The 22,549-nt window shown below is 36.2% G+C and carries 17 protein-coding genes; 11 read left to right on the top strand and 6 right to left on the bottom strand.

What is annotated here, in order from left to right:
• Positions 1-203: 203 nt before the first annotated feature.
• Together cls and IPI15_RS01350 are read right to left on the bottom strand one after the other, a co-directional pair.
• On the bottom strand, positions 204-1,685 hold the full coding sequence (gene cls / locus IPI15_RS01355; protein WP_287402723.1) for a cardiolipin synthase: 1,482 nt from the start codon (positions 1,683-1,685) through the stop codon (positions 204-206).
• A gap of 127 nt (positions 1,686-1,812) precedes the next feature.
• Positions 1,813-2,100, bottom strand: coding sequence for a hypothetical protein (locus tag IPI15_RS01350; RefSeq protein WP_287402722.1), 288 nt, complete (start codon positions 2,098-2,100; stop codon positions 1,813-1,815).
• 380 nt (positions 2,101-2,480) lie between these two features.
• Between IPI15_RS01350 and IPI15_RS01345 the strand changes: the two genes are divergently transcribed.
• On the top strand, positions 2,481-5,390 hold the full coding sequence (locus tag IPI15_RS01345; RefSeq protein WP_287418910.1) for a S8 family serine peptidase: 2,910 nt from the start codon (positions 2,481-2,483) through the stop codon (positions 5,388-5,390).
• A 93-nt stretch (positions 5,391-5,483) separates the two neighbouring features.
• Here IPI15_RS01345 and IPI15_RS01340 read toward each other — a convergent pair whose 3' ends face one another.
• Entirely contained in the window at positions 5,484-6,479 is a 996-nt protein-coding gene (locus tag IPI15_RS01340) for an amidohydrolase family protein (protein ID WP_287402718.1), read from the bottom strand.
• A 205-nt stretch (positions 6,480-6,684) separates the two neighbouring features.
• On the opposite strand from IPI15_RS01340, the gene IPI15_RS01335 reads away from it, so the two are divergent.
• The 10 genes from IPI15_RS01335 to IPI15_RS01290 all read left to right on the top strand — a co-directional run bounded on the left by IPI15_RS01335 (position 6,685) and on the right by IPI15_RS01290 (position 17,277).
• Positions 6,685-8,157, top strand: a complete 1,473-nt coding sequence (locus tag IPI15_RS01335) for a glyceraldehyde-3-phosphate dehydrogenase (RefSeq protein WP_287402716.1) — start codon at positions 6,685-6,687, stop codon at positions 8,155-8,157.
• Positions 8,158-8,182: 25 nt separating this feature from the next.
• On the top strand, positions 8,183-8,896 hold the full coding sequence (locus tag IPI15_RS01330) for an NUDIX hydrolase (protein WP_353738759.1): 714 nt from the start codon (positions 8,183-8,185) through the stop codon (positions 8,894-8,896).
• 139 nt (positions 8,897-9,035) lie between these two features.
• Positions 9,036-10,196, top strand: coding sequence for a S1C family serine protease (locus IPI15_RS01325; protein WP_287418908.1), 1,161 nt, complete (start codon positions 9,036-9,038; stop codon positions 10,194-10,196).
• A gap of 461 nt (positions 10,197-10,657) precedes the next feature.
• Complete coding sequence (locus IPI15_RS01320) at positions 10,658-11,173, top strand: hypothetical protein (protein WP_287402712.1); 516 nt, start codon at positions 10,658-10,660, stop codon at positions 11,171-11,173.
• A 111-nt stretch (positions 11,174-11,284) separates the two neighbouring features.
• The gene (locus IPI15_RS01315) at positions 11,285-12,319 is read left to right on the top strand and encodes an endonuclease/exonuclease/phosphatase family protein (protein ID WP_287402711.1); all 1,035 of its coding nucleotides are present in this window, start codon (positions 11,285-11,287) and stop codon (positions 12,317-12,319) included.
• 30 nt (positions 12,320-12,349) lie between these two features.
• A complete protein-coding gene (locus IPI15_RS01310; protein WP_287402709.1) occupies positions 12,350-12,898 on the top strand; it encodes an NADPH-dependent FMN reductase in 549 nt (182 codons plus the stop codon).
• A 59-nt stretch (positions 12,899-12,957) separates the two neighbouring features.
• On the top strand, positions 12,958-14,172 hold the full coding sequence (locus IPI15_RS01305) for an NAD(P)-dependent oxidoreductase (RefSeq protein WP_287418906.1): 1,215 nt from the start codon (positions 12,958-12,960) through the stop codon (positions 14,170-14,172).
• A 106-nt stretch (positions 14,173-14,278) separates the two neighbouring features.
• Positions 14,279-14,836 (top strand): bifunctional pyr operon transcriptional regulator/uracil phosphoribosyltransferase PyrR, encoded by a 558-nt coding sequence (pyrR, locus tag IPI15_RS01300; protein WP_287402704.1) that lies wholly within the window; start codon positions 14,279-14,281, stop codon positions 14,834-14,836.
• The gene (locus IPI15_RS01295) at positions 14,833-15,771 is read left to right on the top strand and encodes an aspartate carbamoyltransferase catalytic subunit (RefSeq protein ID WP_287402701.1); all 939 of its coding nucleotides are present in this window, start codon (positions 14,833-14,835) and stop codon (positions 15,769-15,771) included. Before pyrR ends, IPI15_RS01295 begins: the two co-directional genes overlap by 4 nt.
• 81 nt (positions 15,772-15,852) lie before the next feature.
• On the top strand, positions 15,853-17,277 hold the full coding sequence (locus IPI15_RS01290; RefSeq protein WP_287402698.1) for a TlpA family protein disulfide reductase: 1,425 nt from the start codon (positions 15,853-15,855) through the stop codon (positions 17,275-17,277).
• 992 nt (positions 17,278-18,269) lie between these two features.
• On the opposite strand, the gene IPI15_RS01285 is transcribed toward IPI15_RS01290, so the two are convergent.
• The 3 genes from IPI15_RS01285 to IPI15_RS01275 form a co-directional block, all read right to left on the bottom strand.
• A complete protein-coding gene (locus tag IPI15_RS01285; RefSeq protein WP_502711641.1) occupies positions 18,270-20,363 on the bottom strand; it encodes a M3 family metallopeptidase in 2,094 nt (697 codons plus the stop codon).
• A 132-nt stretch (positions 20,364-20,495) separates the two neighbouring features.
• The gene (lipA, locus tag IPI15_RS01280) at positions 20,496-21,395 is read right to left on the bottom strand and encodes a lipoyl synthase (RefSeq protein ID WP_287418903.1); all 900 of its coding nucleotides are present in this window, start codon (positions 21,393-21,395) and stop codon (positions 20,496-20,498) included.
• A gap of 79 nt (positions 21,396-21,474) precedes the next feature.
• Positions 21,475-22,263 (bottom strand): hypothetical protein, encoded by a 789-nt coding sequence (locus IPI15_RS01275; RefSeq protein WP_287418901.1) that lies wholly within the window; start codon positions 22,261-22,263, stop codon positions 21,475-21,477.
• Positions 22,264-22,549 lie beyond the last annotated feature (286 nt).

Here is a 22,549-nt window from a genome sequence, read left to right as displayed (position 1 = left end):
AATAAGGCTTTTTATGACTGGTGTCAAAAATGCACATTTAATTCATCCTTAAGGTAATACACTCAATATTTCCTCAATTCAATACCTTTTTAATAAATTATTCAGAATACATGATTTTCAATTAATTTTTGAATTTTTACACTGTAGTGACAAGTCGCTACCTGTCCCTACAGTGTAAAAATTCAAAACTTGGTGAGACTTAATCACAACAAAGGAGTCAGCAATCTGCAAAGACTTTCCATAAATTTTGTACCGATAGGTCTCTTCTGCCATTCAGAAAGTATTAATTTATCACAATCTTCCATGTCATTTTCAAACAATTCTCTAAGCCCGGAATTTACTTTTTTGTCATAAACAAAGGCTGCAATTTCAAAATTGATGAAAAAGCTACGATTGTCAAAGTTAACTGTACCTACTATTGAAATATCATCATCAACGGTAATGGTTTTAGCATGAATAAAACCTTTTTTATAAACATAAACTTCTACGCCAACTTCAAGCATCTTCTTCATGTAAGAGTTCATAGCGAATTGCACAAACTTAGAATCTGCCTCCTTAGGTACAATCAATTTGACTTTCTTTCCTGATAGCGAAGCAACTTCTAACGCAGTTATGATCTGTGCATTAGGAATAAAATAAGGGTTTGTAATGTTGATCTCACTTTTTGCAGTATTGATAGCCGAAATGATCCCTAACATATTATATGGTTCGTTGCTATCTGGACCACTGCCTACAATATCAATAAAAGCGTCACCCTTATTCTGATTATAATTAAAGTAGGGAAATTCTATAGGAAAAGTCAATTCACCAGAAGCATATTTATAGCTCAGCAGAAATTGCATTTGTAACAAATTCACTGCATTGCCTTCTATTCTAATATGTGTATCCCGCCAGAAAACTGAGTTTTTCTTAGTATTGTCATACTTATTTGAAACATTGATACCTCCCACATATCCAATTGTCCCATCGATCACCACTATTTTTCTATGATTTCTATAGTTTGCATTGGTATATAATTTCATCCACAATGGATCAAAGGGAATCACCTCAACATTTCCATTTTCGAGAACTTCGGGAATATCACCGATATTGTTACTTCCAAAATCATCATATATAAATCTTACTAACACACCTTCCGAGGCCTTTTCCACCAATGCTTTGGCTATTTCCATTCCTGTCTCATCATGATCAAAAATGTAATACTCTATATGAATATGATGGGTTGCATTATTAATATCCTCCAACAATTTTTTATATTTCTCTTCGCCATTTTCAAGAATTGAAACATCATTGTTTTCTGTAAGGATTGATTGCTTTGTATATAAAAAGAGGTCTGATATAAAACTTTTATCACCGAATTTATTCTCTAATTCTTGACGGACATGAATAAAATATTCTTTGTAAACATCTATAAATTCTCTCAAACGCATTAGATCCCGTGAGCCCTTCAGTGTAAATTTTTTCTGCTTTCTGTGATCTCTGCCTATCAAAAAATATACTATTAGCCCTACACCAGGTAACAATAGGAAAATCATGATGTAGGCAAGTGATTTTACAGGGTCCCGGTTCTCTATGAGCAAGGTAGTTATAACTCCAAAATAAATTAGAACTACTACTACGATACTTCCATAATAAAGTAAATTCTGCCAATCAGAATTGATATTTCCCAGAAAAGATAACAACATATTCAATAATATTAGTAGGTTGAATATAACCCATTAATATTGATTAGATGTAAATAGATTGGTATAAATGAAAAAAAATTAATCCAATAACTAAATTAGACCTGGTAACTGAGAGGTGTGATCCTTTCTAAACTAAATTATCGTATGTGGCGAAGCAGTTGTTACTGTAAGACGCAGTTTTTGAAGCCTTGACTTTTATGATCACTTCTTTTTCTGAATTGCTTTTCTTGGAAACAAAAAATAATAGGATACCAAATAATGTTATTGCACTTGCAATTTTTAATAAATGTCTCATACTTCTGGCTTGTAATAATGTATCATTTGAAAATTTTGCAAATGGGATGATGGTATCTGTCATTAAATCAATTATTTTAAAGTACAAATTTTCATTTTGGAACTTTTTTCTTCTTTCCATAAATGCTTTTATTAATACTTACTTTTAATATTTTTTATTGCCTGACCCATTCATATATTTCGAATTTTAACACTTTAAGCAAAACAAATATTTTAATCGATCATTATTCTACCAAAAAATACTGAACTGACTGTCATTTTGATCAAATTCATTCGGTCAAGTATGGATTTACATTCGGCCATAGACCAACAATTTTTTCTTCTCATCGGACATCATATCAAATTATGAATACCAATAAATAAATCCCTGTTTTCATGCTTTAATCTGGACTACACATTTTTTCTAAAAATCCGTGTATATTTGAAAATCTTTTTGGATAATTTATTGATTGAGGTTTTTGCGCTATTAAGCTTTAGTTCATATTTTAAAAACATTTTTATATGTATAAACGTATTACCACATTATTCCTAATTTTCATTTCTGTGAGTCTTTTTAGCCAGGAGGCAACCTTTAAGGCTGGAGAGTTTATCATCCTTTTACAAAAGAACTCAAGTTTCGAAACGTTTGTACAGCAATATTCAGGCAATGGCAGAGATGTAATCATAGATGAATACAAAAGGCTTTCTGCTTCTGAACCAGTTTATCTGATAAAAGTCATTTCAACCACTGGGAAAGAAAAGCAAGAATTAAGTTTTATAAAAAATCTTTCTGCAGTAGCACTCGCACAACTTAATCATATTGTTTCCAAGAGAGATGTAGGAACTGATGACCCAAGATATAAAGATCAGTGGCAGTGGAAAAATACTGGTCAGGATGGCGGTATTCAAGGTGCAGATATTTCCGCTGAAACAGCTTGGGAAACTACTACCGGAGGGAAGACTGCCAATGGTGATACAATCGTTGTCTGCATAGTGGATGATGGCACAAACTATGAACATGAGGACTTAGCAGCTAATATTTGGTTTAATAGTAAAGAGATCCCAGGTAATAATATTGATGATGATGGCAATGGTTTTATCGATGATGTCCATGGCTGGAACTTTCAGAATAATGATAGTAATGTTAATGAAGGTGGGCATGGAGTGAATGTCAATGGCATGATCGGTGCTGTCGGCAATAATGGTATAGGTGTCTCTGGAATCAACTGGAATGTCAAGATGATGAATGTAGTCTATGCCGGTACTGAAGAATCTTCCGTAATAGAAAGCTACGACTATCCTTTACAAAGCAGAATATTATACAATAATACAAATGGATCCGAAGGCGCATTCGTAGTCTCCGTCAACTCTTCTTGGGGTATTGATTACGGCAAACCCGCTGATGCTCCAATCTGGTGTAATTTTTATGATGTCATGGGTGCAGCAGGTATATTAAGTGTAGCAGCTACTTCAAACAGTAATGTAAACGTTGACGTTGATGGCGATCTACCTACCGGCTGCACAAGCCCTTATCTCATAAGTGTAGGTCGTACAAATAATAAAGACGCTTATGCTGCTTGTGGATATGGCGTAGTATCTATAGACCTTGGTGCTCCCGGAGTAAACATTGTAACTACAAGATCGAATAACAGATATACCACCACCACAGGAACTTCCTTTTCTTCGCCATTGGTAGCGGGAATGGTTGCCTTATTATATTCATATCCTTGCGAAGGAATCGGTCAACTAATGAAATCTGATCCTACAGCGTTCGCGTTGACAGTAAAAAATGCCATCCTTCAAGGGGTGGATGTGTTTCCTTCTTACGCAGACAAGGTGCTATCCAGTGGTAGGTCTAATATGGCTAAAGCCCTTAATGTAATGAGCTTAGCTTGTTCAGCTTGTCAACCGGGTTCAGTTCAAACGTTTGAATATCTTACGGATGATACCTATAGATTGACATTTGATGACAGCCAATTGCAAACAAATATAAGATATCGTCCATTAGACAGTGTTGATTGGATTGTATTGAATAATGTAGACTCTCCACTCGACGTGCTGCTTCCGCTTACGTGCACGCTGTATGAATTTCAGCTACAAAGTATCTGTGAACCTAATGATACAAGCTTATGGGGCATCTCAACTACTTTTCAATCAGAAAGATGCTGCCAGCCATTCTTAGGTATTACCATAGCTTCGAATTCAGAAGGAACGATTACTGTTGAAAACGTAGACCTTAACCAAAATGAAAACAGTATAATCCATTACATAAAAGATGGAGATTTGAATTATAGTACTCTGGAGGCAACAAGTGACAGCATGACTATTAATGGTCTTGAATCTTGTGCATTTTATGAAGTATTTGCCACTGTGATTTGTGTTGCAGGCGATACAATCACCAGCGATACATTTAGAATATTCACACAGTGCCCATCTACGTGTGAGACAAATGTCTGTACTACAGATGCTACAGCATTATTTGGCTATATCGACAGAACCGTAATTAATGGCGCCTTAGCTGAATCTGGCTTAAACCGTGGTTATATCAACTTTGGAGATTTTCTAAATATAAGTTTACCGGAATATGGTGTATTCCCAAATACAGTAGATGTAAAAAAACTTCCAGGTCAGAATGGCCGCATAAGGATCTTTATAGACATCAATAAAAATGGAACATTTGAAACCTCTGAAAACTTATTTACGCAAGTAATAGGAGTCAACAATACTTCGATAAATTATAATATGGATTTCAATGGTTCATTGGACCCGGGTACGTACAAAATGAGAATGATGCTTACCTTCCTTGCTACAGCGCAGCCTTGCAATGGCGACCAGGGTGAGGTAGAAGACTATTGTGTAAATGTGTATCCTGTATTGGTCAATGAATGTGATCAAATAGACAGTGTTTTTCAAACAAACAAAACATTCACTACCATCGATCTGAGCTGGGAAGATCCTGAAGACGATGTAATAGCTTATGCTTACAGATATCGTGAGTTACCGGGGGGTGATTATACTTATCTGAGTGATACTGCCAGAAGTATTACGCTTCAGGGATTAAAAGAATGTAAAGAATATGAATTCGGTGTGATTACTGTTTGTCAAACTGACACCAGTTTTTTCAAGACAATTCATTTCAAAACTGATTGCTCAATGGCTTCCAATACGCTTGACAATGATATCACATGGAAGGTGTTTCCAAATCCATTTGGCGAAAGGATTAATGTAATTCTTACGTCAAGGAAAACTACAGATTCTAGGTTGAGGCTGATAGATTCAAAAGGAAATACCGTTATAGACAGAGCTCTAAAATTAACTACCGGCGATCATTACTTTGACCTGGATACAAATGCCAATCTTCCTCCAGGCATGTATATACTGACGCTCACAGATAAGGATGGAATAAAAACTTCCAAGTTGATAAAACAATAAGATAAAAAAGGCGATCAAATTTATGATCGCCTTTTTTGTTATGATAACTAAATACTAAAGTTTCAGACTTGCTTTTTGAAGATGTAATCAAGGTTAATTGCATCCCAGCCAGGATAACGCATTGGTTGACATGATTTTTTTCTTTGTTACTTCAGAAAGTCCTGATTCATTGATAAATTTACCTCCAGTGAGATCACCAAGGGGGAAAGGATAATCCGACCCGAAAGCAATCTTATCTTCTCCAAATAATCGAAGGTTGTATTCCAGCGCATGGATATCATGCACAAGAGAGTCGATCCAAAACTTTCCCAAATACTTTTCCGGTGAAATATCATTGTCAATCGCTACCAAGTCCGGGCGGACGTCAAAGCCATGCTTTATCCTACCTATAGTGAATGGAAAAGATCCGGCACCATGGGCAAACGCAAATCTCAACTTAGGAAAAGCTTCAAAAACACCGCCAAATATCAAGGAGCAGATAGCGAGGGAAGATTCAGCGGGCATGCCAACCAACCATGGCAACCAATAACGGCTCATATTTTTTTCACCCATCATATCCCATGGATGGACAAAAATACAGGCCCCTAATTCCTCAGCTTTTGCATAAACAGGCCATAATACTTTGTCATTCAAATTCCAATCATTGATATGAGTTCCTATTTCAATGCCTTTCATTCCCAGTACTTTCATGCATCTTTCTAATTCTCTGCAGGCCAGATCAGGATCCTGCATAGGGAGCGTTCCAATTCCATAGTAATTTTCAGGATGCTTCAAACAAACCTCAGCGATATGGTCATTGTAAAACATGCTCGTCTGAAGACAATGTTCTCCCTTAGCCCAGTAATTAAATAGTACAGGTACAGTAGATAATACTTGCTTACTGATGCCCGTTTCAATCATTTCCTTTTTCCGGGTATTTGGATCCCAACTATTCTGATCGACTTTCCTGAAAAATTTGTCCCCTATCATCATGTCTGCCTGACAATTGGTCTGGGGAATAAGATGAACAAATCCTTCATACCCAAACTTATCAACCCATTTGGGAATGGAAGGGGGCATGATATGAGTGTGTATGTCTATATGACACATATATTCTATTTATAGATTAAAGATAGGAAAGAAAAAGTAGAAGGATTTTAAATTTTGCTAAGATCTTTCATTGTCAAATACCGATAATTATTTGGTTAATACATTATTTCACTCCATATTATTTTATTAAATATGCTGAATTATGAAATTACAATGACAAATTTTATATATTGTGCGTTAAAATAATTCTGAGATATCGCAACCTATGGAAAATAATTTAAGCTTTAAAGAACGGAATGAATCTGAGTTACAAAATTGGAGAAAAAAGGAAAAACTTGCTCTCGAATTACTCAGAAAAGCCGGAGAATTAAGATTTGACAGATCAGTTGAATTAGTTCTTTTCAGAAAGGACGTTTACGATACACGTCCTAGCCAATTACTCAATGAACATCAAACCGCCACAAATTATGGAAACGAATTAGTAACCATAGAGGATACGATGGCTATTGTTAATGAGATCATAGCTATTCCTGATTTCAAACAAGCTAGATTGGATATCGGTACACTTGCTTTGCAATGGAAACAGGAACAAGCTAAGTACCCTAATATTAAAGAATTTGTTGCAGACAGACTTCAAACAGCACAAGGAGCACAGTCTGAAAATATTCAACCGAAGGATATTATTTTATATGGATTTGGTAGAATAGGAAGACTTGCAGCAAGAAGGTTGGTGGCTCAAACCGGCAAAGGAGAACAATTACGATTAAAAGCTATTGTCATCCGCCCACAGATGAAAGACAGAAAGCTGGATGCAGAAAAACGGGCAGCACTGTTAAGTAGTGACAGCGTACATGGTGAATTTGGGGGGTCAGTCAATGTAAATGAAGATGGTTCGGAATTGATAATAAATGGGAATCGTGTCCTCCTTCTATATTTCAACAAGCCATCAGAAATAAATTATACTGATTATGGAATTAATAACGCTATAGTCATCGACAATACGGGAGTTTTCAGGACTAAAGAAGAACTCGCAGAACATCTTCGCCCTGGTGTCAGCCATGTATTACTTACCGCCCCGGGCAAGAAAATTCCAAATATCGTCTACGGTGTCAACCATGAATCTTTGGATATAGTAAACGATACAATATTATGCGCTGCATCCTGTACCACAAATGCTATTGTGCCACCTATCAAGATTCTTGACGATGCATTCGGCATAGAAAAAGGGCATGTGGAAACAATACATTCATATACAAGTGATCAGAATCTTTTGGATAATTTCCACAAAAAACCACGTCGTGGCAGAGCAGCTGCTATCAATATGGTTATCACGAGTACGGGTGCTGCAGAAGCCATCACCGCCGTACTTCCATCCTTGGATGGTAAGATCACAGGGAATGCCGTAAGAGTGCCAACACCAAATGTTTCACTTGCAATAATCAACGTTACTTTCAATAGAACTGCGTCTGTAGACGAGGTGAATAGCCTGCTCAAAGAAGCCTCATTAACTGGACCTCTTGCAGAGCAGATACAATATTCAAACTCTCCGGAATACGTATCCAGCAACGGCGTAGGTATGACTACAGCCTGTGTCATAGACGGTCCATCGACGATCGTGTCCAATGATGGTAAGACTGCGACGGTATATGCGTGGTATGACAATGAATATGGTTATACCTGTCAGGTAGTTAGAGTAGCAAAGCATGTTGGCCAGGTAAGAAGGAAGACTTACTATTGATCACTCCAAATAAAAATAAAAAGAAATCAAGACTCTAGACAAAATAAGAACCGAACGGTCTCCATTTCCTTCGACAGATGATTTTTTTACAGCAATATCTGTTGACTGTGTCATATTTGGACTTGATCATGAATCCTTAAAAGTCCTACTCATTAAGAGTGACTATCCTTTATATGAAGGTAAATGGTCATTACTTGGAGATCTGGTAACAAAAGATGAAGCTATAAACCAAGCTGCTGACAGGGTTTTATTCGAAAGGACCGGACTCCAAAATCTATTCCTGGAACAAGTACTTTGCTTTGGAAATGTCAACAGACATCCATCAGGAAGAGTGGTATCCGTAGCATACTACACACTCGTGAATATTAATCATATTAATTTAGCAGTACAGGATCATGAGCTGCACTGGCATTCGATACACCAGGTGGGAAATATGGCTTTTGACCATAACGAGATTCTAAATACATGCTTAATAAGACTTCAGGAAAGAATAAAGGCAGAACCTATTGGCTTTAACCTCTTACCTGAAAAATTTTCTATGCGATCGCTTCAGCTTTTGTATGAATCTGTGCTGATGGTAGATTTAGATCGTCGTAATTTTAGAAAGAAAGTAATGGGCACCGGCTTGCTAATAGATATGAAGGAATTAGAATCAGATGTCCCTCATAGACCCGCTAAATTATTCAAATTTAATTCAGAGAAATATAGGCAGCAGGACATCAAGGGTAACTTTGTGTAACAATCTCAGTTAATTTTTTGTTAATCTTGATTTACTGCTTTAACTAGAAATGAATTCTCTGCGTTAGAGTATTGATTTTGAAATTTTATTTGAATTTCAAAAAATAAGTCATTAACTCATACAAGTAAATATTATAAACATGAAGCAATTCTTTTCACTATTAGTAGCAGGCCTCATCGGTGGAGCTGCGACAGTAGGAGGTCTTAAATATTACGAGGAAAAAAACAATCCTAAAGAGTCTTTAGTAAAAACCGAAATGCCAGTAGCAAAACAAGTAAGCTACGCGCCTGTCAATGTTCCTTTCGATTTTACGTTGGCAGCAAGTAAATCTTTGGAAGCTGTGGTGCATATTAAAGCTGCTGAAAGCCGCGAAAGTGCTTACAATAGACAGTTACAAGAGCAAAGAAATGACCCATTTTCCTTTTTCTTTAGCCAGCGAGGTCCTGCACAAGGTTCAGGTTCAGGAGTGATTATATCGGAGGATGGCTATATTGTCACTAATAATCACGTGGTAAGTTTTGCGGATGAACTTGAAGTAACTCTTCATGATGGACGCACATTTATGGCAAAAAAAGTTGGGACATATCCAAAAGCGGATGTAGCTGTGATCAAGATCATTGCGGATGACCTTCATCCGATCACATATGGTAATTCTGACGATGTCAAAGTAGGAGAATGGGCATTGGCTGTGGGAAATCCATTTGATTTAACATCTACAGTTACTGCTGGCATTATTTCTGCTAAAGGGAGGTCTATAGACGTCATTCATGAAAAGGATGCAGTTGAAAACTTTATCCAGACAGATGCTGCAGTAAACCCGGGAAATAGCGGTGGCGCACTTGTGGATGTAAATGGCAATTTGATAGGTATTAATACTGCAATTGCTTCTCCTACAGGAACTTATGCCGGATATGCATTTGCTATCCCTGTCAACCAGATAATTCCGATCGTAGAAAATATTATGAAGAACAAAGGGAATTATACCGGACCTAATCTTGGAGCAAAAGCAACACTTGGTGTTCAGGTAGCCAATGTGCAGGACATGTCCGACGAGAATAAGGAAGAATATGGAATAGATGTCAAAAGCGGTGTCTTACTATTGGAGTTATTCAATGGTGGTTCTGCACAATATTCCGGATTACTTCCAAATGATGTTATTACCGGTATAAATAATAAAGCAATAAATACCATTGATGATTTAAAAGCTGTTATGACAAAGTTAAAACCTGAAGATGTGATCTCTGTAGCCTTCAAAAGAGGTGGTCAAAGTAAACAATTGCAGGTCAAATTGCGTTCTTAATAGTATAATATCTCGAGTTAAAGAATATTTTTTGTAAAATAAGTTTTCGTTTTGTTTTTGATCTGAGCTGCCTGTAGCGTTATGCGACAGGCAGTTTTTTTTTGTGAAAAGGGGAAAGTGTGAAGAAGTGAGAGTGTGAGAATGTTAGAAGGTGAAGACTATTTTAATGCCTTTTGAAAAGATATATAAAACCCTAGCTTCAACAGGGGGAAATCTCCAAAACTGCATTTTACTTTTTACATTTTACATTTAACTCACCATGTTATCTTTTAATTTTTGAAACTAAGCATTACAGATTAACTATTATCCACCATTCAAAAACATCTAGCCCAGAATATCAAGTGTCTGATTACTGACCTCTGACTTCTGACTTCTGACTTCTAATATCTTTATCATTAATTATTTCGTTATATATTTAATGGCCATTTTTGACTATTTTTGTTTTAAATAAATGAAGGAACATGTCCACACAACAGAATGAATATTTGCACAACATATATGCTGATACATTAAGAGCCAGCAGATTTAATACTTTTAAAATTCTAAATACGCTCATTATTGCATTATTTGTTTTATTGTTTTTAAATGTTTTGTTTACACCTCCTGATAATACGTTGAGCTACTTACTTCTGATCTTGGCAGTCGTATCGGTTTTATTTATGTTCTACAGACTCACCAGAGAGAAGGCTGGTATGAAAAACATGCCTGAAGACATTTCTAATATGGATGGAGATATTATTCGAGAAAGTATCAACAAGATCAGAGATAATCAACGAAAGTTAAGGTGGCAAATGGGCTTGTTTACGATCCCTTTCTTTTTATACTTTATAGCAGATATATTTATTTCTTCGACAATAGAGGTTGATAAAAAGAATTTAATTTTGAAAATTGCTTTTTTCTTTGTCCTTCTCCTACTCTACTATTTTTTGTTTTTCAGGATAAGAAAAGCGAATTTTACGAAAGATGATAATGTTTAGAAAAGATAGTTATCAACTTAACAATTTGGAATACATTAAACGTAGCTACATTTCATCTTAATTTAACTTTGCAAAGTGTATCTTTGCGCCCAATAACAACCGATACACAAAGTGAAATTACAAGCAGTATTTCTTTTTCTTTTTATATCCTTGATGTCTTTTTCTGCCTTTTGCCAGGATCAATATAAAGTTGTCAACATAGGGTTTTACAACCTTGAGAATTTATTTGACACGCTGGATACCCCCGGCAAACTGGATGAGGAATTTACACCAAAAGGTACAAAGCTTTATAATACAGCAATGTATACGGATAAACTTACCCGATTGTCTACCGTAATTTCAATGCTGGGAAAAGATGTGAGTCCTGATGGCATCGCAATGCTTGGTGTCGCAGAAGTGGAAAACAGGAAAGTATTGGAAGATCTGGTTGCCCAACCACTATTAAAAGATATGGATCTACATATAATCCACTATGAATCAGAAGATTTCAGAGGTATAGATGTTGGTTTGCTATATCAGCCCAAATATTTCACTCCTATCAGCAGCAAACCCATTAATCTCCCTATTTATAATTCAGAAGGCGAAAAAATATATACCAGGCAAACACTTTATGCGGCAGGTATAATGGATGGTGATACTATTCATATCCTGGTCAATCACTGGCCATCGCGAAGGGGTGGCTCTGCCTCTGAACCACTCAGAATGCAAGGCGCTGCTATTTGTAAATCTGTCAAAGATTCAATACTCGCTGTAAATCCGGGAGCCAAAGTCATCGTAATGGGAGACTTAAATGATGACCCAACAGACAAATCACTTGTCAAATCTCTCAAAGCTAAAGGAAGCAAAAAGGACTTAAATGCTGATGAGATGTACAATCCGTATGTTGATTTTTATAAAAAAGGAATTGGCACCACTGCCTATCAGGATGCGTGGAGTCTTTTCGATCAGGTAATCGTATCACCGGGATGGATATCTGACACCACAGGTTATAATTATTATAAGGCTAGGGTCTTCAACGAAAAATTTATTACTGAGAAAAGTGGTAAATATAAAGGCTATCCCCAACGAACCTTTTCAGGTGATTCATACAATTTCGGATATAGTGATCACTTTCCTGTATATCTTTCATTCGTAAAAAAACTTTAATACCCACAATTTTATTTAGATAAAAAATATATGATCATATCAATTTTAGCAGGAAGTCAAAGCAGTAAAAGTATATCAATAAGAATAGCCAAATTTCTAAAAAATCACCTGCATCAGATTTTGCTTGAGGATGAAATAAATATTATAGAGGCAAATAAGTTCGAAATCCCAATGGATATTGCAACTTACAAAAACGATGGCTCAGCCCCCGAACATTTGAAAGAATTGGTGGACGATATCTATCGCACGGATGGTTTTATTTTGCTCACACCAGAATACAATGGAAGTTATACTCCAGTATTGAAAAATTTGTTAAATCATTTCCCTAAAATGCACCGCAAACCATGTGCAATTGTCTCTGCATCAGATGGTGCATTGGGAGGTATGCGTGCTGCACAGCAGCTACAACTATTGATCGGTGCACACTTTGGGCTTATGTCTCCTTATATGATGGTCGTACCGCATATGCATACAAAATTTGATGAGGAGGGTGTACTATTGGATCCAAAATTTCAGTTGGCAATAGATAAATTTACGGAAGAGTTTTTGTGGCTTCTGAAAACTGTCACCCGACCATAAACAGAATTTATGCATCTGATCCTCTAATTCACGATCAATGCATTTCATAAACAGGACTAATGAAAATAGGAATATTGTGTGAAGGCAAAGTGCCACATGATGACAGAGTGGCGCTCACACCAAAGCAATGTAAGTTGCTCATGGGCAATCCTTATAATTTTGATATCGTCGTCCAACCTTCCTCTCATAGATGCTATACAGATGAAGAATATTTTGCTTCAGGTGTACCGGTAATGCAAGATATTTCTCAAAGTGACATTATTCTTGGTGTCAAGGAAGTTCCAATTAAAGACCTTATGCCTCATAAAAAATATTTCTTTTTTTCACATACTATCAAAAAACAGGCACACAATAGGAAGTTATTACAGGCCATCCTTCAAAAAAACATCACACTTATTGATTATGAAACACTAGTAGATGACCACGGTGGCAGATTAATTGCCTTTGGTAAATACGCAGGAATCGTCGGAGCACATAATGGTTTGTGGACTTATGGACAAAGGACCGGACTCTTTGACTGGCCCAGGCTAAAGGACCTTCATGACTTTGAACAAGCAAGAACAATTTACCACCAAACAACTTTGCCACCTGTTAAAATCGTACTTACCGGCAGCGGCAGGGTGGCCTACGGAGCAATTTCGGCTTTGAAGGATATGAACATTCAAGAAGTGAGTCCATTAGAATTTCTAAAACAGGAGGATTTTGAAACAGCTGTATTTACGCATCTAACTTCTGCTGATTATGTTAAACATAAGGATAATAAAATCTTCGTCAAGAAAGATTTCTACCAGAATCCACAGAATTATGTTTCTATATTCAAACCTTATGCTGAAAAAGCAAATATTTTTCTGAATTGCATATATTGGGATACCAGGGCGCCGGCGTTCTTTACGATGGAAGAAATAGCTGATGCTTCCTTTAATATTGAGGTAATTGGCGATATCACCTGCGACATAGCACCTGAATCCTCCGTTCCTACTACTTTAAAGGCAAGTACGATAGATGAACCAGTCTTCGGTATAGATACTGAGTCTTTTGAAATAACAGCTCCTTATAAAGAAACCAGTATTGATGTGATGTCTATTGACAATCTTCCAAACGAATTACCTAGGGACGCATCAAGATATTTTGGCGATCAATTTATCAAGGTTATTATTCCAGAATTAATGGCAGAAAATAGCAAGATTTTAGACTATGCTACTATTGCTAAAGATGGAGCTCTGACGCCACATTTCATGTATTTGAATGAGTATGTCCATGAAGCAGCCGGTTAGTAATCAAGTCTAATCTCTAGGATCTTGTGTCTAGAATCTATAACTGAATTATAAATCATAATTTATAATTAACAATTAACAATTAACTCATATCTTTGAAGCTGTAATGCAAGAAGGTAGAGAAATTATTTCCCATCAGAAATTCGATATAGTCCTGAGAAGGCTATGCCATCAATTGATGGAAAATTATGATCAGTTTGAGAATGCCTGTATCATAGGCCTGCAGCCTCGTGGCACCATACTTTCTAATTGCCTCGTAGACATGTTAATCCGGGATTTTAAAGTACCTGCTATTGAATATGGCCAATTAGATATTACATTTTACAGAGATGATTACAGGGATCGTACCAAAATCCTGATGGCCAGTGAAACCAAAATGAATTTTATTGTTGAGGGCAAAAAAGTCCTTATGGTGGACGACGTACTTTTTACAGGTAGATCTGTTCATGCAGGTATATCTGCTTTAACAAATTATGGCCGCCCTGCCCACATTGAACTATTATCTTTTGTGGATAGGCGTTTTAATAGAGATTTTCCGATTCAGGCTAATTATCTTGGCTTGACAGTTGATGCGCTCGATGAAGCATATGTTAAGTTAAGGTGGAATGAAAACAAAACATCTTCTTCAGTATTTATTTATCCATTTAAATCAGATTCGATATGAGTGAAAGTCCAGGCCAGTTAAGTTCAAAACATTTGCTTGGCATTAAAGACTTGACCGTTCAAGACATCGAACTGATTTTTTCCACTGCTAATAATTTCAAAGAAGTGCTCAACAGGCCTGTTAAAAAGGTACCTTCTCTAAGAGATATTACTGTGGCAAATCTATTTTTTGAAAATAGTACAAGAACAAGGATCTCTTTTGAATTAGCTGAAAAAAGACTCTCTGCAGACATTATAAACTTTTCAGCATCGGCATCTTCTGTTACTAAGGGTGAAACGCTGCTGGACACAGTTAACAACATTCTTTCCATGAAGGTGGACATGATCGTCATGAGACATCCGGCTCCCGGGGCATGTGCTTATCTTTCAAAAAAAATAGGTGCTTCCATTTTGAATGCGGGAGATGGCACTCATGAACATCCGACGCAGGCATTGTTAGATGCGTATTCCATGATCGAACAAATTGGTGATCTAAAAGGAAAAAAAATCGCGATTATCGGTGACATTATACACTCAAGAGTGGCATTGAGCAATATATTTTGTTTAAAAAAACTAGGAGCGCACGTCAGAGTTTGCGGTCCTCCAACATTAATACCCAGACACATTATAGAACTTGGCGTAGAAGTATCCTATAATTTGGAAGAAACTTTACGCTGGTGCGATGTGGCCAATGTCTTACGAATTCAACTTGAGCGACAAGACATTAAATACTTTCCTTCTTTAAGGGAATATTCACAGTATTTTGGTATCAATAAAAAATTGTTGGACAAGATAGGCAAGGATATTGTAATTATGCATCCAGGACCTATTAACAGGGGCGTAGAAATGACCAGTGACGTCGCTGATAGCCCGGCATCAATCATCCTTCAGCAAGTAGAAAATGGAGTTGCAATCAGAATGGCTGCACTGTTTTTGCTTGCAACAAGAGTTTCCTGATAGTTTTGCAAAACGTTAAGACTTTATATGTCAATCTTTGCGTTAATTTACATCAATTTCTAATTAAAGCAAATGCACAAGATGCGCACATTACTTATACTTCTATGCTGTAGTATCACCCTTTCAGCCTTCAGCCAGTCAGGATATAAAATCGATATCAAATTGGCTAATTACAAATACGACACCTTATTGTTAGGTTACTACATGGGTGATAAGCAATTTGTAAAAGATACAGCTATATCAAAAACAGGCAACTTTACTTTCAAAAGTAGTAAGGATCTTGACCCGGGTGTTTATATGGCTGTCCTATTGCCACAAAAAAATGTCTTTCAGTTTCTTGTTGATAAAAACAATAGATTTTTTAGTGTAGAAGCTGATGCTGCCAGATTAACTGGTAAGTTGAAAGCAAAAAACTCAGAGGATAACACTATCTTTTTCAATTATATCCACTATCTATCAAGCCAAAAACCAATGGCTGATTCATTAAGACGTCTGATGCGAGAGGCGAGTGATACGACAGTAGCTAAAGCTATAAGTAAAAAAGTCGAAGCAATTGATAAGAGTGTTTTTAGTATGCAAGATGAATTTGTTACGAAATATCCACAATCATTTACTGCTGTGCTTATCAAATCCTCGAAAGAACCTCCACTTCCAGAATATGCTCCTGATGCTGACATGGCTTCAAAAATCAAAGGATACAACTTCTACAAATCCCATTATCTTGACAATGTAGACTTCAAAGATGAAAGGCTATTCCGCTCGCCTGTTTATTTCCAGAAGGTCGATGGCTTTATTCAAAACATAACTTATCAGCAACCGGATTCTATCATTAAATCACTGGATATAGTGTTGGCAAAAACGAAAGAGATCCCTGATGCATTCAAGTTCTATCTTAGTCACTATTTCAATTATTACCTCAAAAGTAAGTTTGTTGGAATGGATGCCGTTTATGTGCATCTTATTGATAAATATTATTCAAAAGGTGAAGCTCCATGGGTAGATAAGGCCAATCTTCAAAAGATGAAAGATGCTGCCAATGATGTGCGCCCTACGCTACTTGGAAGATACGCTCCCAATCTTACCTTTCTTAATCAGAAAGATAGCACCGACATCAAGGTACATGATATACAATCGCCTTATACGGTGCTTTTCTTTTGGGCACCTGACTGTTCACACTGCGAGAAAGCTATACCGCATGTCATAGACTTCGACAATAAATATAAGGATCAGGGTGTGAAAATCTTTGCAATTTGTACCGGTCTACTTGACGAAGCAAAAGATTGCTGGAAAGGTGTTGAGAAAAAACATATGGAGCACTTTGTCAATGTTTATGACCCTGTATTAATGTCTAATTTTAAAATCATCTATAATATTAAGTCCACTCCTCAGTTTTTTATTCTGGACAAAGACAAAAAGATCCTTTCAAAAGGTATTGGTGCAGAACAACTCGATGAAGTCATGGGTAAGATCATCGAATATGATAAGAATAAAGGGAAGGAGGAGTAGGGAAAAGTATTAGAGAGGGTAAGTATTAGAGTGGATAGTATTAGAGTGGATAGTATTAGAGTTAATCAGTAAAGTGCAGCAGGGCGCCAGTTTTTAAGTGCACTAGTGATTTACTTGGCAAACTTCGAATTGTAATTCTCGGACAAGGAAAATTAGACAAGCATATTTTTTCAATTCATTTTTGGCTCATTCAATTAAAGAAAAGATTAACTCTGAATATTCCAGGATAATAATAGCCTCGTTTGAAACCCATGGCTGGTGTGATACGAAACGTCAAAGTAAACAAGACCAATTATATAATTCGATTTCGTATAAGATGTTCAATCAACCTTGAATTGGGCTCAATTATTTTCTCAAAAAAATAACTTATTAATAATCGCTGCCTGAAGACAAAGGAAGGCAGTGTGCCCCAAGTTCATTCATTACTTCAAATTCTAATTTGGTAGTTAGAAGATAAATATTCAAATGAGTTTTTAGAATTTTTAAATAGCTTGTATAAACCAAAGAAAAGACACCCCGACCTTTGGCCAACCCCTCAATAGGCTAGGTTTTATACACATCTTTTTTGTTTATTTCAAAGTAAACTTTGGTGACACCCCGACGTAGGTTAACCTACGCCGAGCCTCACAATCTAAGTTTTAACTTTAAATTATTGTAGTTCATTTGCTACGTATTGCTGAGCGTAGGTTAACCTACGTTCGGGTGTCTGCAAAATTAATTTTGCTCATAAGTAGCTCAATAACAAACAATTATATTAATATTCTAATTAATCCATTTATTGAAAAAATACTTATGTATAAACCCTAGCTGAAGAGGGGAAGTCGCGACTAAAATTTTGTAAATTGAGTATTAAGACTTATCTATTAGTTAATTATGCATATAAAATATTACATATTAATATTATTTCTCAAATATATTGAATCTAGTTTCTAGTTTCAGACCACTGACAACTGATTTCTGACTTCTGATTTCTGACTTCTGATTTCTAACTTCTAATTCAACCCTCTCTTCTTCATCAAAGCTTCAGTCTTAGGTTCCCTGCCTCTGAATTGTTTGTATCCATCTGCTGGATCTATAGTATTTCCAACAGAAAATACGTTATCAGTCAAACTTTTAGCAACAGATTCGTCATACGGACCTTTCCCTTCGATAAATGCTTGGTAGGCATCAGCTGTCAAGACATCTGCCCATAAGTAACTATAGTATCCAGCCGAATATTGATCGCTACTGAAAATATGACCGAATTGTGGCGTGCGATGTCTCATTACTATCTCTTTAGGCATGCCAAGAGATTCTAGTGTTTCTTTTTCGAACTTATCAGGATCAGTTGTTGGAACTTCTGCCAGATGAAGTTTCATATCGATCAATGCAGATGAAAGATATTCCGTAGTTGCGAATCCTTCATTAAATGTGGAAGCTGCATGAATCTTTTTAACGAGTTCCTCAGGAATAGGGTTACCTGTTTTGTAGTGCAACGCATAATTCTGAAGTACTTCAGGTGTGGACAACCAATATTCAAGCAATTGAGATGGAAATTCAACATAATCCGTAAAAACATTAGTTCCGGAAAGCGTTGGGTAGATTACTCTTGAAGATAATCCGTGCAAGGCATGCCCAAATTCATGAAATAAAGTAGATGCATCATCCCAAGAAATAAGGACTGGCTCTCCGGGGCGACCTTTGACAAAATTAGCATTGTTGGAAACTATTGTAGGGATGTCGCCAGACACTCTTTCCTGATCACGAAAGGCATTCATCCAGGCCCCTGACCTTTTACCTGCACGTGCGTAAGGATCAAAGTACCATAAACCAATATGTTTGCCGGTTAATTTATTTTTTACTTCCCAAACTTCTACATCCGGATGATAAACGGGGATATTTTCAAGTTTGGAAAAGCTCATGTTGAAAATTTGTCCAGCGACCCAAAACATACCTTCTTTCAATTTATCCAGTTGAAGATATTCCTTGACCTGATTTTGATCCAGATCGTACTTTGCAAGTCTCACTTTTTCAGCATAATATCTATAGTCCCAAGGTTCAATTTTAATATTTTTACCTTCCTTATCAGCGATGGCTTGCATATCAGCTACTTCTTCTTTCACCTTAAGAATAGCCGGTTTCCATACGTCCATCATCAATTTCATAGCATTTTCGGGTGTTTTAGCCATCGAATTATCGAGACGCCAATCCGCATGCGTTTTAAAACCAAGGAGTTTGGCTCGTAATGCTCTGATTTTCAAAATTTCAACGATCGTGGAATTGTTATCATTTTTATCTCCATTATCTCCACGACTTATAAACATCCTCCAAACTTTTTCTCGCAAATCTCTATTCTCTGCATAGGTCAGAAATGGATCAACTGAAGAACGTGTATTGTTGATAACCCATTTTCCTTTGTTTACCCCTACACCGGCAGATGCAGCGGCATCGACAAGATCTTTTGAAAGACCTTTCAGGTCTGTCTTATTCTCTATAACTACGATTTTATCATTTTCATCTGAAAGTAAATTTTGGCTAAACTTAGTATATAAAGCCGCTAATGCTTGATTATAATTAGATAGCTTCGCCTTATCAGTCTCGTTCAATCTTGCTCCGTTTCTGACCAATCCTGAGTATTTTAGATAAGTAAGTCTTTGGGCCTCAAGACTCAATGTTTTATACTCTTCCGAATTATAGATCTTTTCTATTCTTTTAAAAAGCTTTGAATTCTGGGCTATTTTATCTGAATATTCAGAAAGCTTTGGCTCAATAATTGTTTCGACATTTTGAAACTCATCACTATTCATTGTTGAGCTCCAAACACCATAAATGGCAATAAGCCTGGAAATAGAGTGACCGGACTTTTCCAATTCAAGCATCGTATTTTCGAAAGTTGGAGGAGCTGGATTATTCGCAATTTTTTCAATTTCATTAAGTCCTTCTTTCATTGCAACTTCGAAAGCAGGTAAAAAATCTTTAATTTTTACTTTATCAAATGCAGGATAACCACCATAATTTCCTGACCACGGCTGAAGCAAAGGATTCTGATCTTCTGAAACATTTTCGGATGAAACGAATGTAGTTGGAATAAGATTATTTTGATTCATATATATATCATTGAAGAAAAAACCAAAAATGGTAAATACACTTAATAATGATAATGTCTTAAACATAGTCTAGCCTTTTTTTCTGGTTTTAAAATAAAATTTAATGGATACTATAATTTAATGAGGAAAATCTTAAATATGCCTTTCTGCATGATAGGATGACCTTACTAATGGACCACTCTCCACGAAAGAGAAACCCCTTTTGTCGCCTTCTTCTTTATAAAAAGCAAAAATATCAGGATGTATATATTCGGCAACTTCAATATGCATCTTAGTCGGTTGAAGATACTGACCTAATGTAATTACATCACAATCATGCGCCCTGAGGTCATCCATAGCTACCAAAACTTCATCTTTAGTTTCACCCAAGCCAAGCATAATCCCTGATTTGGTGCGAAGACCTGCTTCTTTGGTACGTTTTATCTGTTCAAGACTTCTATCATATTTAGCTTGAGGCCTTACTCGTCTATATAGTGACCTGACAGTCTCTAAGTTATGAGACACTAATTCCTGACCACCTGTGATCATTCTGTCGAGCGCAGACCAATCTGCTTTCACATCCGGGATCAATGTTTCAATCGTTGTAGTAGGGCATAAGTTTTTGACAGAAACTACTGTTTGATACCAAATCTCAGCTCCCTTGTCTTTTAGTTCATCCCTGTTGACTGAAGTAATAACTGCATGTTTGACCTGCATTAAATATATTGCCTGGGCTACTCTGATGGGTTCTTCCTCATCATATTCAGGAGGCCTCCCGGTTTTTACTGCACAAAAAGTACACGATCTTGTACAAACGTCGCCAAGTATCATAAATGTCGCTGTTCCCTCACCCCAACATTCTCCCATGTTTGGACAATTACCGCTCTGACAAATTGTATGAAGTTTGTATTGATCTACAAGAGATCGAACATGTCTATATTTTTCTCCTGTAGGTAATTTAACGCGCAGCCAATCGGGTTTTTTCTCTCTTTTTCTTTCAGTGACAGCAACTTCAGGTTGAGGAAGATTTGAAATTATTGGAAGCTCTATCATTATTAATATTTAAAATGCAAAAGTAACAAATGCCTAGAAGTCATTATAACGATCTTAAAACAAAATATACTAAGCGCTATTATACTCTTTTACCAAACTGAAGTGATAGGTAAAAGTTCACCAAAAATGGTCTTTTGGGCTGATTGACCATGAGCTCAATGGGTTGAGTAAAAACATTAATCATTGTGCCAACTTCAAGAGCTTTTATAAAATTATCATATTTTCCAAAATCGCAATGTATACCAGTTTGAAAATGAACACCTGGCACAAGTGTAGATTCAAGAATTCCTTTAAAAATATTAGATCTGCCAAAGATTCTTGAATTATCAAGATACTTAGCTTCATTCCCACCACTATAAGTGATCTCTTTGAGAGATGGAAGACCGGTTTCGGCATCAATTTCAGCAACTTTGAGATAATATGGTTGCAATATTCCTAAAGTCAATCCACCTTCCACTATATATCCAACCATTACGCCTCTTTTAGAAGCTTTATCTGACCAATATCTTTTAATACCCTTCCCAGCCTTCAAAGAATATAGTGAATTTACTTTTCCGTAAACAAATGGAGTAGAGGTTTCATTGGTTCTAGCGAAAATCACTTTATTGTTCTGGCGATTCTCTCGCGGGTCTTTGTGAAGAGTTATATCAAAAAAGAAGGTACTAGTTTTGTAGAATGTTTTGATCTTGCCTTTTGTCAATCCTAAAGTATATCCGTTTGTGTTGATACGCAGATCTATATTGTGTTCACGATTATATATAACTCCTTTTGTCTGAGGCAAAACAAAGGTCGATTGAATCGATTCCTGACCGACAATAGTCCCGGCCAAAATAATAATCATTGAAACGATAAAATAATATCTGGACAAAATCATTTAATTAGGAATGTGATTAAATCTAATTATTGAATAAATATAACACAATAATTCGATACGCAATAGAAATTGAACGATTCAAATAGCTGTAAAGTTCATGAGATCAATTAAATGATTTCAACTACAATGTATAAAAAGACATCGTGTAGACATTGAAATGGAATTTAGTCTAAACATATTAAAAATTATTAAAATTTAATATGGAAAATTCTTCCTGAATTTATAATTTTATTTAATATTGCATCAGTTAATAGAATTTTGTAAATTTTTGTAAACACTT

The sequence above is a fragment of the Candidatus Brachybacter algidus genome (genome assembly GCF_016707225.1).
GTDB lineage: Bacteria > Bacteroidota > Bacteroidia > Chitinophagales > Saprospiraceae > Parvibacillus > Parvibacillus algidus.
The sequence above is the reverse complement of the archived record's forward strand: the minus strand, read 5'-3'. Positions and strand labels throughout refer to the sequence as shown.